The organism is Plantibacter sp. M259, from assembly GCF_006065115.1.
GTDB classification, from domain to species: Bacteria; Actinomycetota; Actinomycetes; order Actinomycetales; family Microbacteriaceae; genus Plantibacter; species Plantibacter auratus.
Window position 1 is genome coordinate 654,597 of sequence record NZ_CP040750.1, and the last position, 17,129, is coordinate 671,725.

The following is a 17,129-nucleotide window of genomic DNA, read 5'->3' on the forward strand; positions in this document are numbered from 1 at the left end:
AACAACGTGGTTGATCTGAGTCGCAGGGCGGCACTCGCCCTGCTCGGTCTCGGTCTGGCGGGCACGGCCATCTCCTGGCCGCGCCTCACCGGCGGAGACATCCCCGGCCGAGGTGACGACGCCCTCACCGTCGCCCTCTTCGGCACCGCCCAGGACGCCGCCGCCCGGCAGTCGCTCGTGGACGGCTTCCAGAAGCTGCACCCCGACATCCCCGTCCGGATCATCGCGATCCAGGGCCAGGACTGGGGCAACTTCTTCGCGAAGATCCTCACGATGGTCGCGGCGGGCACCCCGCCGGACATCGTCTCGGTCGCCACGGAGGGCACGCAGCTGTTCGCCGAGCGACTCGCCCACCCGATCGACGAGTACGTGCAGCGCGACGCCGCCGAACTGCAGGAGTACTTCGACGACGTGAACCCCTCGCTCATCGAGTCGTTCATGTACAAGGGCAACCTGTTCCAACTGCCCGACAACTTCAACGCGGCGAACATGTACTACAACACCTCCGCGTTCGAGCGGGCCGGCCTCGAGCGTCCGCGCGACGACTGGTCGGTCGACGACTTCTTCACCGTCGGCCGCACCATGCAGGCCAGCGCCCCCGGATCGTTCCTGCCGTACTTCTGGAACAACCGCCTCTGGGGCGGTGTCGTGCCGTGGTTGTACATCAACGACACGAGCTTCCTCACCGAGGAGAAGGCACCCGGCGGCGACTGGATGTGGTCGAAGTTCTACCCGAACGAGACCCCTCGTGGTGGTGGGTACCTGTGGGAGAACGCCGACGCGCTCAGCGACCGCACCGTCGAGAGCTTCGAGGTCCTGCAGCGCATGGTCTCCGAGGGCATCGCCGCGAACCCCGCCCAGGGCGGCGGTAACGAGCTCGTCTCGCTCTTCTCCCGCGGCTCGGTCGGCATGACGCCGGCCGGCGGGTTCTGGGTCAAGGGCCTCAACGACGCCGGCCTCGGGAACGACGAGTACGACGTCACCTACTTCCCGAAGATGCGCGGACAGCGCCACCAGTTCGGAGCCGGCGGGTACGCGATGATGCAGACCTCCGAACGCAAGGACGAGGCGTGGGAGTGGATGAAGTACTGCATCTCCGTCGAGGGCATGTCGATCGCGCACAGCCAGCCCGACTCGTCGCTGCCCCGGCGCTCGCTCAACGCCGAGCTGTACGGCGGTGACATCGGCCCGAAGCACTGGGAGGTCTTCTACGACACCCTCGACCGGTTCCCGACGACCGGCCCGATGCCCGCGCCGCCCCAGCAGGCGGCCGTGGAGTCGGCCCTCATCAAGAACGTGGTCGGCACGATCACGAACGGCCCGAACGGCGTCCGCCGCGGCCTCGAGACGATGCAGCGGGACCTCGAGCTCGCGCTGAAGGGACGATGATGGCACTGCAGTCACCGACGGCGACCCGGACACTGGTCGTCCCGCCCGAGGCCGAGACCGGACGGCGCAAGCGAGCCCCTCGCGGCAGCCGGCTGCTCGTCTGGGTGTTCCTCGCCCCGACGCTCATCGGCCTCGGACTCTTCAGCTTCGTCCCGATCATCGGGTCGTTCGTCCTCGCCTTCTTCCGGTGGGACATCATCTCGGCACCTGAGTTCGTCGGCGTCGGCAACTTCGTCGACCTCGCGGCCAACCCGACGGTGCGCGTGTCCTTCCTGAACACGGTCGGCTTCGTCGTGGTGGCGGTCACGCTGCAGCTCGCCGTCGCCCTCCTGCTCGCGATCCTCGTGCAGTCGCGGATGCCGGAATGGCTGCGCACCTTCTTCCGCTCCGCGCTGTTCTTCCCCCTGGTGCTGTCGGCCGCGTCCGTGTCGCTCGTGATGTCGTACCTGTTCAACCAGGAGTTCGGCCTCGTCAACGAGTTCCTCGGGCTCTTCGGCGTCGGGAACATCGGCTGGTTGACGACCGGGTTCGGGGCGAAGATCGTCGTCCTCCTCGTCTACGTGTGGCAGAACTTCGGCTTCACCTTCCTGCTCTTCATCGGCGGACTCGCCGCGATCCCACGCGAGGTCTACGAGGCGTCGTCGCTCGACGGCGCGTACGGCTGGAGCCAGTTCCGGAACGTCACCCTGCCCCTCGTGAGCCCCACCATGCTCGTCGCCTCCGTCATGGCCATCATCAGCGCCCTGCAGATCTTCGACCAGCCGTACGTCCTCACGCGAGGTGGGCCGGGAGACGACACCCGTACCGCGGTGATGGTGATCTACGAGTCCGCGTTCCAGCAGCTCGACTTCGGTCTCGCCGCAGCGATCGGCATCGTGCTGACGCTCCTGATCATGCTCGTCACCGCCGCACAGTTCCGGCTGAGCAAGCGTTTCGTCTTCTACGGATGAGGTCCCAGATGTCCATCGCAGCAGTCACTCCCGACTCATCACGCCGCCGACTCGCCTCGGCCGGGAAGTTCCTCGTCCTCGTCATCGCCGCGTTCCTCACGCTCGCGCCCGTCGTGTGGACGCTCATCACCGCGCTCACCCCCGCGAACGTCGACACCGGGCAGACCGAGTTCGGCCCGGGCGCGTTCATCGACGTCTTCCAGAAGATCCCGATCCTGCTCTACACGTGGAACAGCGCACTGGTGACGCTCCTCATCGCGGCCGGACAGATGCTCAGTGCGGCCATGGCCGGCTACGTGTTCGCGCGCTTCGACTTCGGCGGCAAGCGCATCCTGTTCGGCCTCATCCTCGCCACGATGATGGTGCCGATGCAGGTGACGATCGTCCCCGTGTTCATGCTCATCCGCGGCATGGGACTCTCCGACACGCTCCTCGCGCTCATCATCCCGATGATCCCGACGGCGTTCGGCACCTTCCTCATGCGGCAGTACTTCATGGGGTTGCCGCCGGAGCTCGCCGAGGCGGCGCAGATCGACGGGCGGGACCCTGGAAGATCTTCTTCCGCATCTACCTGCCGCTCGCCGCCCCGGGCCTCGCGATCGTCGGCATCCTCGCGTTCAACTACCACTGGAACGAGTTCTTCCGGCCACTGATCCTCACGATCAGCGAACAGAACTTCACCCTCCCGCTCGGGCTCGTGACCCTGCAGGGCAACCTCGGCACCGGGTCGGTCGCGACCGTCCTCGCCGGTGTCGTCCTGTCCATGATCCCGGCTGCGCTGGTCTTCGTGTTCGGCCAGAAGCCGCTGCGCGAAGGGCTCACCGCCGGCGTCAGCAAGTGACCAGCACCACCGCCCTCCCCTCGATCCGACTGATCTCGAACCGAAAGGAAGCCATGACCGGCCTCCACGCAACGCACGTCCTCGACCGCGGCTTCCCGCTGCTGCACCCGCGACCCGAGGCCGGGTGGTTGAACGACCCCAACGGCATCATGTTCGTCGACGGTCGCTGGCACGTCTTCTTCCAGTACAACCCGGGGTCGGCCCGGCACGAGGACATCCACTGGGGTCACGTGAGCTCGCCGGACCTGCTCGCCTGGGAGGAGCACCCGGTCGCCCTGGCACCCCGTCCGGGCACCACCGACGGCTTCGGCTGTTGGAGCGGCGTCGGGGTCGTCGATCAGGGCCGGCCGGCCGTCGTCTACTCGGGCGCGCGTGATCGACACGGGTTCTCGGAGGTCGTCGTCGTCCACGGCTCGGCGGATGCGCAGGACTGGAGCGGCGAGCGCATCGTCTCTGCCGGGCTCCCCGCGGACGAACGCGTGACGATGGTGCGCGACCCGTTCGTCTTCGAGCTGGGTGGGCGCCGCTGGGCGATCCAGGGCGCCGGCCGCTCCGACGTCGGTGGCGCGCTACTCCTCTACGGTGTCGACGACCTCGACGCCTGGACCGAGGAGGGGTACCTGCTGACGGCCGAGGCGCCGGTCGTCTCGGAGCTCGCTCCGTGCGAAGGGTGGGAGTGCCCCCAACTCGTGCGCGTCGGCGACGACTGGGTGCTGCTGGTGTCGCTGTGGCTCGACGGCCAGCCGCACCGCGGGGTGGCCTGGGTCCTCGGCTCGATGGACCTCGACGAGGCCACCGGGCGACCCGTGTTCAGCGCCCGGCGGACCGGCATCATCGACGAGGGGTCGAGCTTCTACGCCCCACAGGCCGTGCAGTCCGACGGCTCGGACGGACAGCCCGAACGCGTGCTCCTCTGGGGCTGGGCCCAGGAGATCGCACCCGATGGAGTCCGCGGCCGGACGCAGGCAGACACCGACGAGCACGGCTGGTCGGGCATGCTGACGTTCCCGCGCGAGCTCGTGGTCCGCGGCGACGAGGTCGAGCTGGTCCCCGCGCGGGAGCTGACGGGACTGCGGGCCGAGGTCGTCGACGCGGCGGAACTCCCTGATCAGGCGGAGGTGCGACTCACGGGTGCAGGCACGGCCTCCCTCGAGCTCGTCGGCTCGGAGACGCAGGTGGTCTGGCGCGGTGAGCTGGCCGAGGGCGACGAGGTCCGGATCCTCATCGACGCGTCCATCGTCGAGATCCACCACACCGGGCACCCCGCTCGGACCTTCCGCGCGTATCCGGCCGATGGCGAGCGGTACGCCGTGCGGCACGACGCGGGCGTGCGGAGCGAAGCGTGGTCGCTGGCGCTCCCCGCGGCCGTCGAGGTGTCGGCGTCCCGCTGACCCGGAGACGCGGTGACGCGCGGCACGGAATGCGCCGCGCGTCACCGCGTGCAGTCGCCGGACCTACTTCGCGAGGAACTCCAGGACGGCCTCGTTCCATTCCTCCGCGTGGCTGACGTTGACGCCGTGCGGCGCACCCTTGACGACATACAGCGTCGACGTCGGGATCGCCGCGTGCGTCCGTGCACCGGAGCCCTCGAAGGGGACGGTCGCATCGCTGTCGCCGTGGATGACGAGCGTCGGGACCGTGACGTTCGGCAAGTCGTCGCGGAAGTCGGTGTTCGCGAACGACGCCATCGCCTCGAGCGCGGCGGGCTTGAACGCCTGGTGCGCGAGCGCGAGGGCTTCCTGACGCTGCTCCTCCGTGACCTTCAGCTCGCCGTCGACCGAGAAGAAGTCGGTCGTGAACTGGTCGTAGAACGCGTCCTGGTCCGCCGTGAGACCTGCGGTCATCTTCGCGGCCTCGGAGACGGGGAGCGGACCGTCCGGGTTGCCGGGGGTCTGCAGCAGGTAGGGCGGCACTGCGGAGGCGAACACCGCACTGTGGATGCGCTCCGAACCGTGGCGGGTGAAGTACCGGGCGACCTCGCCGCCACCCATCGAGAACCCGACGAGCGTCACGTCGCGCAGGTCGAGCGCTTCGAGCACCGCCTGCAGGTCGTCGGTGAGCCGGTCGTAGCCGTAACCGGTCAGCGGCTTGTCGCTGCGACCGAAGCCGCGGCGGTCGTAGGTGATGACACGGTAGCCGGCGGCCTCGAAGGCCGGGACCTGTTCCTTCCACGACTCGCCCGACAGCGGCCACCCGTGGATGAGGACGACCGGGCGTCCGGTGCCGCCGGTGTCGTCGACGTGCAGCTTCGTCTCCTTCAGCAGGCCGTGGTGTGCGGTGATCTCCGACATGGCGTTCCTCTCCCGGGCCGCAGGTCGCGGCCACTCAGACCAGCTTCGGAGGGAGTGCCGCGAGCGGATGGGGGCTTGCGAACCGCGAGGCGATGTCCTATCCGATGAAGACTCCGGCGACGTGGCGACCCGGCACGTTCACCGCTCGGTCGGGAGCAACCCCAACCGCCGTGCGGTGGCCAGCGCGTCCTCGCGGGAGTCGACACCGAGTTTCCGATAGACGTTCCGGAAGTGGAACTTCACCGTGTTCGCGGAGACGTACAGCGCCTGGGCGATGTCCTGCCGGGTCCGGCCCTCCGCTGAGAGTTGCAGGATCCGCCGCTCGGTCGCGGTGAGTTCCACGAGCTGCGCGCTCTCCGGTGTGGGCTCAGGGCTCGAGGCGAGCGTCCGGTCGATCTGCGCCTGCGTCTCGCTCGGTGACACCGTGCGGAGGAGCTGGCGCAACGGTCGGCGTGGTGCGACCACGAAGGGCGTGAGCATCCCCGTCCTCGCCGTCGTCGCGATCGCCTGCAGGAGATGTCGTCGGCCGTCCTCGTCGGACTCGTCGGCGAGGGCCGAGGTGATGAGCAACTCGGTCTGCGCACCCGCGTCGATGTTCGTCTCGGCGAGTCCGGCGGTGGCGAGTTCGCGGGCGAGCGGCTTGCGATCCGTCAGGAGCGCCAGCCGGGAGGCGACCGCCGCGGTGTGGGCGTTCCGGTCCCGGCCGTCGAGGAGCGCGTTCGCCTCGGTCGGGCGGTCGAGCGCCAGCAGGAGTGACGCCTCCACCGCGTCGAGGAGTCGCTCCGACCCGGCATGACGCAGGCTGCGACCGGCGAACAGGCGGGTGCGTTCGATGAGCTGCAACGCCGCCCGCCGATCGCCCCAGAGGAGCGCGTGCTGCGCTTGCGCGTAGGTGATGAACGGTGCCCAGGACCGCTCACGGTTGACCTGCAGCTCCAGGGTCGCGAGCGCCACCTCCGCCGCCGCCCGGTCGACGCGGGCGACGGCGATCAAGGCTCGGGCGATGGCACCGGACAGTTGGACCAGCGGCACCATCCACCCGTGCGCACCGCCACCGTCGTCGTGGCGCCCGAGCCAGCGGTCCGCCTCCACGATCTCGCCGCGCACCGCGTAGAGCAGGGCGAGCTTGCCGGAGGCGTCACCGCCGTTCCGGCCGTCCCACGACTCGTGTCGGAGTTCGTACGCCTCGCGGAGCACGAGGCTGGCCTCGTGGAGGTCGCCGACGAGCAGCTTCGTGATCCCCACCTGCAGCAGGGCCGTGGGCACCCGCGGCCCGAACTCGGTCGGGCGGTGGACGCGGGCTCGTCGCGCGAGCTCCTCGGTGATCCGCGCATAGTGCAACGCCCGCTGGTGCCGACCGTGCACGCGGTAGGCGATCATGAACGCCGTCGACGCACTCAGGCTGATGCGCGCGAGCTCGGTTCGGGCTCGGTCTCGGAGGTCGTCGGGATCGGTCGGGAGCTGGAATTGCGCCACCGACTGGTCGAGTGCGTCGGTCTCGCCGCGGATGTTGAGCCTGATCTCCCGGACGGCGAAGACGATGGGGTGGCTCGAGAGCACGCGCGCCGGGAGCGCCTGCAGCGCGCGGTCGAGCGTCTCGAGGTCGAGCGCCATGAGGATCCCCCACTCGTACTCGATCACCGAGACGACCGTGTCCCAGTCCTCCTCCTGGATGGCCGTGGTGAGGAGACGGGTGACCGGGGCGACGTCCGTGGGGTGGAGGAACCCCGCCCCGAGGGAGGGAAAGTACCTATTCCGACCGATGCGCACGGGTCAACCCTAAGTGACCGTCACCTGTCGGGGAACACCCGGGGCAGGATGCGGGGTGGTCTTTGCCCGATCCGCCCGGACCGCGTCGGGGTTGCCGCTCTACTGATCCTCGGCCCCACAGCTGGGGCCAGGTTTTCGGCGGGCGCACCGCCGCTTCACGGGGAAGGCAACACACATGCAGCAGCACACGGGTCGAAGGAGTCACCGCGCTCGGTGGCGGAACCGGTGGGGGCACCGTCCGCCGGTCGCGCGACCATGGGGATCATCGGGGTGACCGTCCTGTCGGCGCTGTCGCTCGTCGGGGTCGGCTCGAGCGCGCAGGCGCTGCCGGGGACGCCGGGAACACCGCAGTCGGGCTCGGTCGTCTACACCGAGGACTTCGAGAACGGCGTGACGTCGCCGACGTACATCGAGGACTACGTCGGCGCCGACGGCACGCGGTACACCGCGGACGCCTCCTGGCGCGACCACACCCAGTGCAACGGCAACATCACGAGCTTCGCCTCGTCCGCGGAGCCGCAGTGCCTCGCGGCATCGGCGTCCGGCGAAGGGCGCACGCGGCAGCTCGCGTGGGCGCTCGGCGGCGGCAACACGGCCAACCACTCCGTGAGTGCCTGGACCTCGCAGCAAAACCTCACGATGAACCCGCCGAACGCGGTCGAGTTCGCGACCGTCGACCCGATCGCGCTCACGAGCGCCGGCCGGTACCTCACGACCTCGGTGGATCTCGCCGCGGTGTCCTGCAACGCGTCGCAGCAGCCCGTCCTCGAGTTCTTCCTCACCGACGACCAGGGCGGCGCGCACTCCGTCGGGGCCGTCAACGGCTGTACCGCAGCCGGCTCCCGGTCCGTCACCGCACCGGCCACCGGCGCGGCCGGGGCCGAGAACGTCCGTGTCGGCACCTACGTCTCGCCAGGCGCGGTCCTGCTCCCCGGAGCGACCGTCGGCATCGTCGCCCGCAACCTGACCGGTGGCGGCACGGCCGGCAACGACCACGCCTTCGACAACATCCAGGTGCTCGACGTCTCTCCGCAGTTGGACAAGTCGTTCAGCCCGGCGAGCGTCGTCGCCGGTGAGACGTCCACGCTGACCCTCACGATCACCAACACCGACGAGCTCGCGGCGAAGAACGGCTGGTCCTTCACGGACGCGCTGCCCGCCGGCCTGACGATCGCCGACGGCGACGCGTCGACCACCTGCCCGTCGGGTGTCGTCACCGCACCCGAGGGCGGCTCGTCCATCGACGTCACCGGGAACCTCAGCCAGGGCATGACCTCCTGCGCCGTCACCGTCGAGGTCACGTCGCCCGTCGCCGGGACGTTCACGAACGGGCCCGACAACATCACGAGCGTGGGCCTCAACCCGCCGGCCGACGCCACGGTCGAGTTCGTGCCGCAGGCCCCCGCGATCACCGTCGTGAAGTCCGCGTCCCCCGCTGCCGCGGAGTACGCCGTCGGCGACGAGATCACCTACTCCTTCCTCGTCACCAACACCGGCAACGTGCCGCTCACCGACGTCCAGGTCGACGAGGGTACGTTCACCGGGACCGGTGACCTCTCCGACGTCGTCTGCCCGCCGGGCGCGGCGACACTCGCCCCCGCGGCGGCCGTCACCTGCGAGGCCACCTACACGATGACGCAGGCCGACATCGATGCCGGGACCGTCTCCAATTCGGCCACCGCGACCGGGACCCCGCCGCAGGGCCAGCCACCGGTCTCACCGCCGTCCGAGGTCACCATCCCGGGCGTGGCTCAGGCCCCGGCGCTCACCGTCGCGAAGTCGGCGACGCCGACGACGGTCGCGAACGCCGGCGAGGACGTCACCTACTCGTTCCTCGTCACCAACACCGGCAACGTCACCCTCACCGACGTCTCGATCATCGAGGGCGAGTTCACCGGCACCGGCGAGCTCTCCGACGTGGTCTGCCCGGCCGCAGCCGGCTCGCTCGCTCCGGCGGCGACCGTCACCTGCGAGGCCACCTACTCGGTCACGCAGGCCGACGTCGACGCCGGCTCCGTGACCAACTCGGCGACCGCGACCGGCACCCCGCCGGCAGGCGGCACTCCCCCGGTCTCACCGCCGTCGGAGACCACGGTCGAGTTCCCCGCCGCGCCCGCCATCACCGTGGCGAAGTCCGCGACGCCGACCACGGTCGCGAACGCCGGTGAGGACGTCACCTACTCGTTCCTCGTCACCAACACCGGCAACGTCACCCTCACCGACGTCCAGGTCGTCGAGGGCGACTTCACCGGCACCGGTGAGCTCTCCGACGTCGTCTGCCCGCCCGCGGCAGGCGCGCTCGCTCCCGCCGCGACCGTCACCTGCGAGGCCACCTACACGGTGACCCAGGCCGACGTCGACGCGGGATCCGTCACGAACACCGCGACCGCGACCGGCACCCCGCCGAACGATGGCACTCCCCCGGTCTCGCCGCCGTCGGAGACCACCGTCGCGTTCCCGGCGACACCCGCCATCACGATCGTGAAGTCGGCCGATGCGGTGGCCCAGGACGGCCTCGCGGTCGGCCAGGTCGTCACCTACTCCTTCCTCCTCACCAACACCGGGAACGTCACGCTGACGAACCCGACGGTGGTGGAAGGGGAGTTCTCCGGCGCCGGCGAGCTGTCCGACGTCGTCTGCCCGGCCGAAGCCGCTTCGTTGGCACCGGGCGCGACGATCACCTGCGAGGCCACCTACACGGTCGTGCAGGCAGACGTCGACGCGGGCCTGATCACGAACTCCGCGACCGCGACGGCGACTCCGCCGAGCAGTGTGAACGGTGTGCCGCCGGTCTCGCCGCCATCGGAGGTCACGATCCCGTCGCCGCCCGTCCCCGGCCTCTCGGTGGTCAAGACGGCCGATGTCGAGCGGGCCACGACTGCGGGACAGGTCGTCACCTACTCGTTCCAGGTGACGAACACCGGCAACGTCACGCTGCGTGACGTCGCGGTCCAGGAAGGTGACTTCACCGGCACTGGGACGCTCTCGGCGATCACCTGCCCGACCGGCACGGCGCTCCTCGCCCCCGGCCTCCAGGTCGTCTGCACCGCGACGTACACGGTCACCCAGGCTGACCTGAATGCGGGCTCGATCCGCAACACCGCGTTCGGGACCGGCGTGACGCCGGGCGGCGAGTCGTTCACCTCCGACCCGTCCACGGCCACCGTGCGCACGCCGGGTCCGGTGCTCGCCTCGACCGGAACGACCGTCGCACCGCTGGTGGTCGGGGCGGCGATCCTGCTGCTGCTCGGTTCCGGGCTCGTCGTCCGACGCCGCCTCGTCACTGGGCGCTGACGCGGACCTGACCGATCGGGCGGGTCGAGCCTTCGGGCTCGGCCCGCCCGTCGTCCTTCCACCGCCACTACCCTGTTGAGGCCATGAGATCCGCGACCACCACGACACTGCTGCGCTGTGCGGCCTTCGGCGCCGTCGGTGCCGTCATCCTCGTCCTCGTCAGCCCGCTGACGTCGACCGCCGCAGTACTCAACCCGGTGCTCTACGCCGCGATCGCCGCCGTCACGATGGTGATGCCGATGCTCGCCAGGCGCTGGACGGGCGTCCCCGGTGCGACGGTGCTCACCGCAGCCGTCACCGGGCTCCTCGCGCTGCCCGTGACGGCCCTCGGCCCGGCGATCATCGTCGCGCTCGTCGTTCCGGCAGCCGCGATCGACCTGGTGCTCGCCCGCCGACGGCACCCCACCCGCATGACGACCTGGCTTGCGGCTGCGGCCGGCGGCGTCGCGATCTGGGCGCTGTCCTTCGTGGTCATCTCGCCCGACCTCGTCTCACCGGTGCTCGTCATCGTGCTGCTCGCGGTCCGGGTCGTGAGCTACGTCCTCGCCATGGAGCTGGCCGGTCTCGTCGCCGGGCGCCTCCGCCGATCCGGCGTGCGATCGGTGCGTCGCGGCGACGCCCGCCGAGGATCCTTCGACGCCTGATCCGCGTCAGCGTTCGACAGCCGCGTTCCACCGGGGGCGTCCCGGGTCGGCGTCCCACTCCTCCAGCACCGCTGCTCCGGAGGCGACGGGGAAGGTCGTGATCAGGCGCTCGTCGATGCCGTACACGAGCGCGACGGCGTCGGTGTCCGTCGGGTCGCCGAGCCCCAGAAGCATCCGACCGAGCGGCCCGTCGGCCGTCCGCACCGGTCGTGCGAGCTGGTCCTGCGCGGCGGCCGTCACCCGTGACAACAGGGACGATGTACGGGCCCACGGGACGAACTCGTCGTCGGGCAACCCGAACGCGCGCGCGAGCGCTCCGTCCAGCCAGCGGTCGCGCTTCAACCCGTACGGCGTCGGGACCGACGACAGCAGGTAGCCGTAGACGTGGAGGAGCCCGGCGTTCCCGACCGGCCAGACCTCGGCGAGGCCGGCGCGCGCATGGAGCGCTTCGAACAGCGCACGTGGGATCACGGGCCCGCCCGTGTGCTCGTCGATGACGGTCGACGCACCCCACGAGGCGAACCGGCCAGCCGCCGTGTCGTCGTCGATCGCCGCGCCCAACCAGGAGTGCTCCTCGAGCACGGTCGAGGGTTCGGTCTCTGCTCGTCGCGCGAGCTCCGTCATCATCACAGCACCACAGCATAGGCGGCTCGTGCGTCGGTGAATTCACCCGCCGTTCACCCGCCATGGTGATTGCGTCCACACTCACCGTTCATGATGGACGCAGCGTCCGCAGAAGCGGCCGTGTGAACGACCCGCTCAGAAGGAGCGCCTGTGGCCCCCACCATCCTCTTCGATTTCGACGGCACCCTCGCCCTCGGCGACGGGCCGATCACGGCCTTCGCCCGCGCCATCGCCGAGCGCTCCGGCGACACCGGATTCGCGATGCGTGCCGAGGCCGCCCTCGCCGCGTTCGCGACCGGCGAGACCGACGCCCGCGACGGGTACGACGCCGTGACCCGGATCGCCCGCGAAGCCGGCGTCGGTGGGGACGTCATCGGCGCCTCCTACGACGACTCCCGCGCCCTGCTCGGCTCGAGCGAAGCGGCGGTGACCTCCCCTGAGGGCCTGCCCGCATTCCTCGAGACGCTGGGCACCCACGCCCGACTCGTCCTGGCCACGAACGCCCCCGGCGACGGCATCACGGCGCTCCTCCAGACCTGGGGCGTCGCCGAGGCGTTCGACGCCGTGCACTTCACCGTCGGGAAGCCGGCAGGCCTCGTCCCGCTCATCCGCGACGCGCTCGCCGCCGGCCCTGTCCTCGCCGTCGGCGACATCGTCGAGAACGACCTCGCTCCCGCCGCCGAGCTGGGCGCCGACACCGCCCTCGTCGGCGCGACCTTCGAGCGTTCAACGGCCACCGCCACGATGCGTGGCCGCTCGCTCGCCGATCTGTACGAGCAGATCATCGCCTGGGCCGCAGCAGCATCGCGCCTCCCCGACGCCTCCCAGACTTCCACTCCCGCTCCGTCCGCCTCCTGATCACCCTCCACCCTCGAAAGGCATCCCGAACATGCGCAAGACCCTGCTCCTCACCGGCGTCGCGGCCGTCGCCGCCCTCGCCCTCGCCGGCTGCAGCCCCGCCGCCTCGTCGCCGTCGGCCACGGGCACGGCGTCCTGGCCCGACTCCATCACCATCTCGCTCGTGCCGTCGGTGGAGGGTGAAGACCTCGCCGAAGCGCTCGACCCGCTCACCAGCTACCTGTCGGAGAACCTCGGCATCGAGGTCAACGGGGTCGTCGCGACCGACTACGCCGCGACCGTCGAGGCCCTCGGCAGCGACCAGGCGCAGGTCATCATCACCGACGCCGGATCGCTCTACAACGCGACCGAGCGCTACGACGCGAACCTCGTCCTGCGCGATGTCCGCTTCGGCGCGACCTCGTACGCGTCGGTCGCCTACACGAACAACCCCGACAAGTACTGCGCCGAGGCTCCCGTCATGGTCACCTACGCGGCGAGCGACACCCCGCTCTCGTACTGCAACGGCATCGAGCCCGGCGCCGACGCTGCGACTGGCTCCGGGCCGGCCGCGCTGAAGGCCCTCGACAAGATCTCGAAGGGCACCAAGGTCGCCCTGCAGGCCGCGACCTCACCCGCCGGATACCAGTACCCCGTGGTCGCCATGCGTGACGCCGGCATCGACACGGACACCGACATCACCCAGGTGCCGGTCGAGGGCAACAACAACGCGGTCCTCTCCGTCTACAACGGCGACGCCGAGGTCTCGTTCGGCTACTGGGACGCGCGCACGACCGTCCTCAAGGAGGCGCCCGACGTCGCCGACAAGGTCGTCGCGTTCGCCTACACCGAGATGATCCCCAACGGCGGCGTCGCGGTCTCGAAGTCGCTCCCGGCCGACCTCACCAAGCAGCTCACGAAGCTCATGGCGGGCTACGCGGACTCCTCCGACGCGGCGAAGAAGGTCATGTTCGACCTCGTCGGCCTGTCCGGCTGGACCGACAAGACGGCACCGGAGGAGATCACCCGCTACGGCGAGATCCTCGACCAGTTCTCGAACTGACCCGCTCCAACCGATCGACCCTCTCCAGGAATCCGGTGCATGAACACTGATCAGCATCGCGCGGAGGCCCGAGCCCAGCTCGCGGCCTCCGCGTCGTGGTCCATCCGTCTCGACGACGTCTCGGTCACCTACCCGAACGGCACGAAGGCGCTCCGCAACGTCTCACTCGACATCGCCGCCGGGGAGATGGTCTCCGTCGTGGGGCTCTCCGGCTCCGGCAAGTCGACCCTCATCCGCACGATCAACGGCCTCGTGCCGGCGACGAGCGGGACCGTCACCGTCGGGCCGCACACCGTCACCGGTCTGCGCGGCCGGCAGCTCCGTCGGCTGCGCGGGCACGTCGGCATGATCTTCCAGGGCTTCAACCTGGCCGACCGGACGAGCGTGTACCGCAACGTGCTCGTCGGCCGGTTCGCCAGCACCCCGACGTACCGGAACCTCCTCGGCCTGACGACCGCGACCGACCGGGAGCTCGCCCTGCGTTCGCTCCAGTCGGTCGGCATGCTCGACAAGGTCTGGACCCGCGCGGCGCAACTCTCCGGTGGGCAGAAGCAGCGGGTCGCGATCGCCCGCGCCCTCACGCAGCAGCCGAGCGTCATGCTCGCCGACGAGCCCGTCGCGAGCCTCGACCCGCCGACCGCGCACACGGTGATGAACGACCTGCGCCGGGTGAACACCGAGACAGGCCTCACGGTGCTCGTCAACATCCACCTCATGGACCTCGCCCGCACCTACACGACCCGCATGATCGGGCTCCGCGACGGCGAACTCGTCTACGACGGCTCCGCAGCCGACGCGACCGAGGCGGACTTCGAACGGATCTACGGTCGCCCCATCCAGCCCGACGATCGGCTCGACCGATGACCGCGGCCGGGACCGACGTGAAGCTGCCGTCCGGGACCGACTGGCAGCTGCCGCCCAGGCCGAGCACCCGCCTGCGGACCGCCCTCATCATCGGGGCCGTCGCCGCTTTCACGATCGCCACCTGCCTCCCGGCGATCGGCGGCGTGCAGCTCGACTTCGGCGCGCTCATCTCCCACTGGGACAACGGATCCGGTCTGCTCCTCCAGCTCTTCCAACCCGACTTCGCCTTCCTGCCACGGACGGTGCAACCGATGCTCGAGACGCTGCAGATGGCGCTCGTGGGTGCGGTGGCCGCTGCGTTGCTGTCCGTCCCTCTGACGCTGTGGGCGGCTGCCCCGACGAACCCGAACGGCCTGTCGCGTCGCATCCTGCGCGCGATCGTCAACGTCGTCCGAGCGGTGCCCGACCTCGTCTACGCGACCATCCTCGTCGCCATGGTCGGCGTCGGTGCGCTGCCCGGCCTCCTGACGCTCTTCCTCTTCGACCTCGGCATCATCGTCAAACTCGTCTCGGAGGCGATCGACTCCGCCGACCACCCGTACATCGAGGCGGGCAAGGCCGCCGGTGGGACGCAGACGCAGATCAACCGCGTCACCGTCCTTCCGCAGGTCTGGCCGCTGTTCGCGAACCAGTGGCTGTACGCCCTGGAGCTCAACGTACGGATCTCCGCCATCCTCGGCATCGTCGGCGCCGGCGGCATCGGTCGACTGCTCGACGAGCGGCGGGCGTTCTACGCCTACGACGACGTCTCGGTCATCGTCCTCGAGATCCTCGTCGTGGTCGTCCTCATCGAGGTCGCGTCCAACCTGCTGCGGAGGCGACTCGTATGACCGCGAACGATCCGAACACTGTGCTCCCCCGCCGTCCCTCGCGACTCGTCCCGACCCTCGCGGCCGTCGCCGTCGGGATCGTCGTCATCGCTGCGACCGCCGGCCTGCCGATCGACTGGCGCGACCTCGGCACCGTCCCGGCGCAGCTCGTGCACTTCGGCGGGCTCATGTTCGAGAGCCCGAACTGGGAGAAGCTGCCGCGGGCCCTCACCGAGATGTGGCGGTCGATCTCGATGGCCTGGATCGGCGCGATCCTCTGCGTCCTCGTCTCCATCCCGCTCGGCATGCTCGCCGCAGGGTCGGTCGGTCCGGTCTGGCTGCGGCTGCCGTTGCGTGGGGTGTTCGCCGTCATCCGCGCGGTCCCGGAGGTGATCATCGCCCTCATCCTGCTCACGATCACCGGGCTCACCCCGTTCACTGGCGCCCTGGCCCTCGGGATCGCCGGCATCGGCACCCAGGGGAAGTGGGTCTACGAGACGATCGAGTCCGTGCAGGAAGGTGCCTCTGAAGCCGTCCGCGCGGCCGGTGGCGGTACCGCCGAGGTGACGCGCTGGGCGCTCTGGCCCGCCGCCGCCCCGGCACTGCTGTCGCTCGCGCTCTACCGGTTCGAGATCAACATCCGCACCTCGGCGGTCCTCGGGCTCGTCGGCGCGGGCGGGATCGGCAGCATGCTGGCGAACTACACCAACTATCGCCAGTGGGATACAGTCGGGATGCTGCTGATCGTGGTGGTCGTCGTGACCATGACGATGGACGCGATCTCGGGTGCCATCCGACGCCGGATCACCCGGGGCCCCGGCATCGCCCGCACCACCCGTACCGCCCTTCCCGCCCGCACGACGAGGAGCCGCAATGTGGACAGGGTCCGCTGACGCCCCGCCGACGGCCAGGATCGCGATGCTCGCGCCGTCGCTCCAGCCGAGCGAACGCCGGGTGGCCGAGACGGTGGCGGAGGACATCGAGGCGAGTATCGAGCGCACCGCCCAGGAGGTCGCCGACCTCGCCGGCGTCGGCCGCGCCACCGTCATCCGCACCGCGCAGTCGCTCGGATACGAGGGCTACCCGCAGCTGCGCGTCGCCCTCACCCGCGAGGTCGCGCTCGGGACACCGACCGCCCGCGACGATGGCGACGACACGATGCTCGGCACCCTCCGCGGGGCCATCGACCACTTCGCCGGTCGCCTCGGCCAGACGACGTCGGCGATGACGGAGGAGACGCTCGAACGGTTCGTCCGCGTGCTCGACGAGGCGCCGAGACTGCTCATCGCGGCGAACGGCCTCTCCTCACCGCTCGGTTCCGATCTGGCGATGCGCCTCATCTCGGCCGGCCGACCGGCCGAGTACCTGCCCGACACGCTCGGGCAGCAGATCGCCGCCACCCACCTCGGCCCGGGCGCGGCGTGTCTGGTCCTGTCGGGCTCGGGCGCGAACCGGGCGTCCGTCGACGTGGCCGCGGCAGCTCGGGCGAGTGGCGCGACCGTCCTCGCGATCACCTCCTTCCCGCGCTCGGCCGTCGCCGAACTCGCCGATGTCGCGCTCGTGGTCGCTCCCATCGACGCGACCTTCCGGGACGAACTCGTGCACACCTCTCGGGCCGCCATCATGCTCGTGACGGAATCGGTGGTCGGGCTGCTCGTGGGCCGACGGGGCGATCGTGCGCAGCGCGCCCAGTCGGCGACGCTCGCGGTCATCAGCGGCTCGCTGTCGGACGACGCCTCGGACTGACCCGGCT

The 17,129-nt window shown here is 70.2% G+C and carries 14 protein-coding genes and 1 pseudogene; 12 read left to right on the plus strand and 3 right to left on the minus strand.

Annotated elements, in window-relative coordinates; genetic code table 11:
• The first annotated feature begins 6 nt into the window (after positions 1 to 6).
• The 4 genes and pseudogenes from FGL15_RS02975 (at position 7) to FGL15_RS02990 (ending at position 4,571) form a co-directional block, all read left to right on the plus strand.
• Entirely contained in the window at positions 7 to 1,389 is a 1,383-nt protein-coding gene (locus tag FGL15_RS02975) for an extracellular solute-binding protein (RefSeq protein WP_138944888.1), read from the plus strand.
• Positions 1,389 to 2,339 carry a carbohydrate ABC transporter permease gene (locus FGL15_RS02980; RefSeq protein ID WP_138944889.1) on the plus strand — a complete coding sequence of 317 codons (951 nt, stop codon included), beginning with the start codon at positions 1,389 to 1,391 and terminating at the stop codon, positions 2,337 to 2,339. Before FGL15_RS02975 ends, FGL15_RS02980 begins: the two co-directional genes overlap by 1 nt.
• Positions 2,340 to 2,347: 8 nt before the next feature.
• A pseudogene (locus tag FGL15_RS02985) lies at positions 2,348 to 3,180 on the plus strand (carbohydrate ABC transporter permease).
• A 53-nt stretch (positions 3,181 to 3,233) separates the two neighbouring features.
• Positions 3,234 to 4,571 (plus strand): glycoside hydrolase family 32 protein, encoded by a 1,338-nt coding sequence (locus FGL15_RS02990; protein WP_138944890.1) that lies wholly within the window; start codon positions 3,234 to 3,236, stop codon positions 4,569 to 4,571.
• 63 nt (positions 4,572 to 4,634) lie between these two features.
• On the opposite strand, the gene FGL15_RS02995 is transcribed toward FGL15_RS02990, so the two are convergent.
• Entirely contained in the window at positions 4,635 to 5,471 is an 837-nt protein-coding gene (locus FGL15_RS02995) for an alpha/beta fold hydrolase (RefSeq protein ID WP_138944891.1), read from the minus strand.
• Between the two features lie 138 nt (positions 5,472 to 5,609).
• Positions 5,610 to 7,241 (minus strand): LuxR C-terminal-related transcriptional regulator, encoded by a 1,632-nt coding sequence (locus tag FGL15_RS03000; RefSeq protein ID WP_138944892.1) that lies wholly within the window; start codon positions 7,239 to 7,241, stop codon positions 5,610 to 5,612.
• Positions 7,242 to 7,454: 213 nt separating this feature from the next.
• On the opposite strand from FGL15_RS03000, the gene FGL15_RS03005 reads away from it, so the two are divergent.
• Together FGL15_RS03005 and FGL15_RS03010 are read left to right on the plus strand one after the other, a co-directional pair.
• The gene (locus FGL15_RS03005; protein WP_138944893.1) at positions 7,455 to 10,535 is read left to right on the plus strand and encodes a DUF11 domain-containing protein; all 3,081 of its coding nucleotides are present in this window, start codon (positions 7,455 to 7,457) and stop codon (positions 10,533 to 10,535) included.
• 83 nt (positions 10,536 to 10,618) lie between these two features.
• On the plus strand, positions 10,619 to 11,179 hold the full coding sequence (locus tag FGL15_RS03010; protein WP_138944894.1) for a hypothetical protein: 561 nt from the start codon (positions 10,619 to 10,621) through the stop codon (positions 11,177 to 11,179).
• Positions 11,180 to 11,185: 6 nt separating this feature from the next.
• Here the strand turns inward: FGL15_RS03010 and FGL15_RS03015 are convergent, their stop codons facing one another.
• Positions 11,186 to 11,806, minus strand: a complete 621-nt coding sequence (locus tag FGL15_RS03015) for an amino acid deaminase (protein WP_205858674.1) — start codon at positions 11,804 to 11,806, stop codon at positions 11,186 to 11,188.
• Between the two features lie 147 nt (positions 11,807 to 11,953).
• On the opposite strand from FGL15_RS03015, the gene FGL15_RS03020 reads away from it, so the two are divergent.
• From FGL15_RS03020 to FGL15_RS03045, 6 genes are read left to right on the plus strand one after another with little or no spacing between them, the layout of a single operon-like run.
• Entirely contained in the window at positions 11,954 to 12,661 is a 708-nt protein-coding gene (locus FGL15_RS03020) for an HAD family hydrolase (protein ID WP_205858675.1), read from the plus strand.
• A gap of 31 nt (positions 12,662 to 12,692) precedes the next feature.
• The gene (gene phnD, locus FGL15_RS03025) at positions 12,693 to 13,703 is read left to right on the plus strand and encodes a phosphate/phosphite/phosphonate ABC transporter substrate-binding protein (protein WP_138944895.1); all 1,011 of its coding nucleotides are present in this window, start codon (positions 12,693 to 12,695) and stop codon (positions 13,701 to 13,703) included.
• 39 nt (positions 13,704 to 13,742) lie between these two features.
• Complete coding sequence (phnC, locus tag FGL15_RS03030; RefSeq protein WP_138944896.1) at positions 13,743 to 14,567, plus strand: phosphonate ABC transporter ATP-binding protein; 825 nt, start codon at positions 13,743 to 13,745, stop codon at positions 14,565 to 14,567.
• Positions 14,564 to 15,397 (plus strand): phosphonate ABC transporter, permease protein PhnE, encoded by an 834-nt coding sequence (phnE, locus tag FGL15_RS03035; protein ID WP_138944897.1) that lies wholly within the window; start codon positions 14,564 to 14,566, stop codon positions 15,395 to 15,397. The genes phnC and phnE (FGL15_RS03035) overlap by 4 nt, the downstream gene beginning before the upstream one ends.
• A complete protein-coding gene (gene phnE, locus FGL15_RS03040; RefSeq protein WP_079706922.1) occupies positions 15,394 to 16,269 on the plus strand; it encodes a phosphonate ABC transporter, permease protein PhnE in 876 nt (291 codons plus the stop codon). The genes phnE (FGL15_RS03035) and phnE (FGL15_RS03040) overlap by 4 nt, the downstream gene beginning before the upstream one ends.
• Positions 16,250 to 17,122: a MurR/RpiR family transcriptional regulator gene (locus FGL15_RS03045; protein WP_121293987.1), complete on the plus strand. Its 873-nt coding sequence runs from the start codon at positions 16,250 to 16,252 to the stop codon at positions 17,120 to 17,122. Before phnE (FGL15_RS03040) ends, FGL15_RS03045 begins: the two co-directional genes overlap by 20 nt.
• Positions 17,123 to 17,129 lie beyond the last annotated feature (7 nt).

Excerpts from the sequence above, each read along its gene's own strand:
- phnC (WP_138944896.1), top strand. The coding sequence starts at position 13,743 with ATGAACACTGATCAGCATCGCGCGGAGGCCCGAGCCCAGCTCGCGGCC.
- FGL15_RS03045 (WP_121293987.1), top strand. The coding sequence starts at position 16,250 with ATGTGGACAGGGTCCGCTGACGCCCCGCCGACGGCCAGGATCGCGATG.
- phnE (WP_138944897.1), top strand. The coding sequence starts at position 14,564 with ATGACCGCGGCCGGGACCGACGTGAAGCTGCCGTCCGGGACCGACTGG.
- phnD (WP_138944895.1), top strand. The coding sequence starts at position 12,693 with ATGCGCAAGACCCTGCTCCTCACCGGCGTCGCGGCCGTCGCCGCCCTC.
- FGL15_RS02980 (WP_138944889.1), top strand. The coding sequence starts at position 1,389 with ATGGCACTGCAGTCACCGACGGCGACCCGGACACTGGTCGTCCCGCCC.
- phnE (WP_079706922.1), top strand. The coding sequence starts at position 15,394 with ATGACCGCGAACGATCCGAACACTGTGCTCCCCCGCCGTCCCTCGCGA.
- FGL15_RS02990 (WP_138944890.1), top strand. The coding sequence starts at position 3,234 with ATGACCGGCCTCCACGCAACGCACGTCCTCGACCGCGGCTTCCCGCTG.
- FGL15_RS03010 (WP_138944894.1), top strand. The coding sequence starts at position 10,619 with ATGAGATCCGCGACCACCACGACACTGCTGCGCTGTGCGGCCTTCGGC.
- FGL15_RS02995 (WP_138944891.1), bottom strand. The coding sequence starts at position 5,471 with ATGTCGGAGATCACCGCACACCACGGCCTGCTGAAGGAGACGAAGCTG.
- FGL15_RS03015 (WP_205858674.1), bottom strand. The coding sequence starts at position 11,806 with ATGATGACGGAGCTCGCGCGACGAGCAGAGACCGAACCCTCGACCGTG.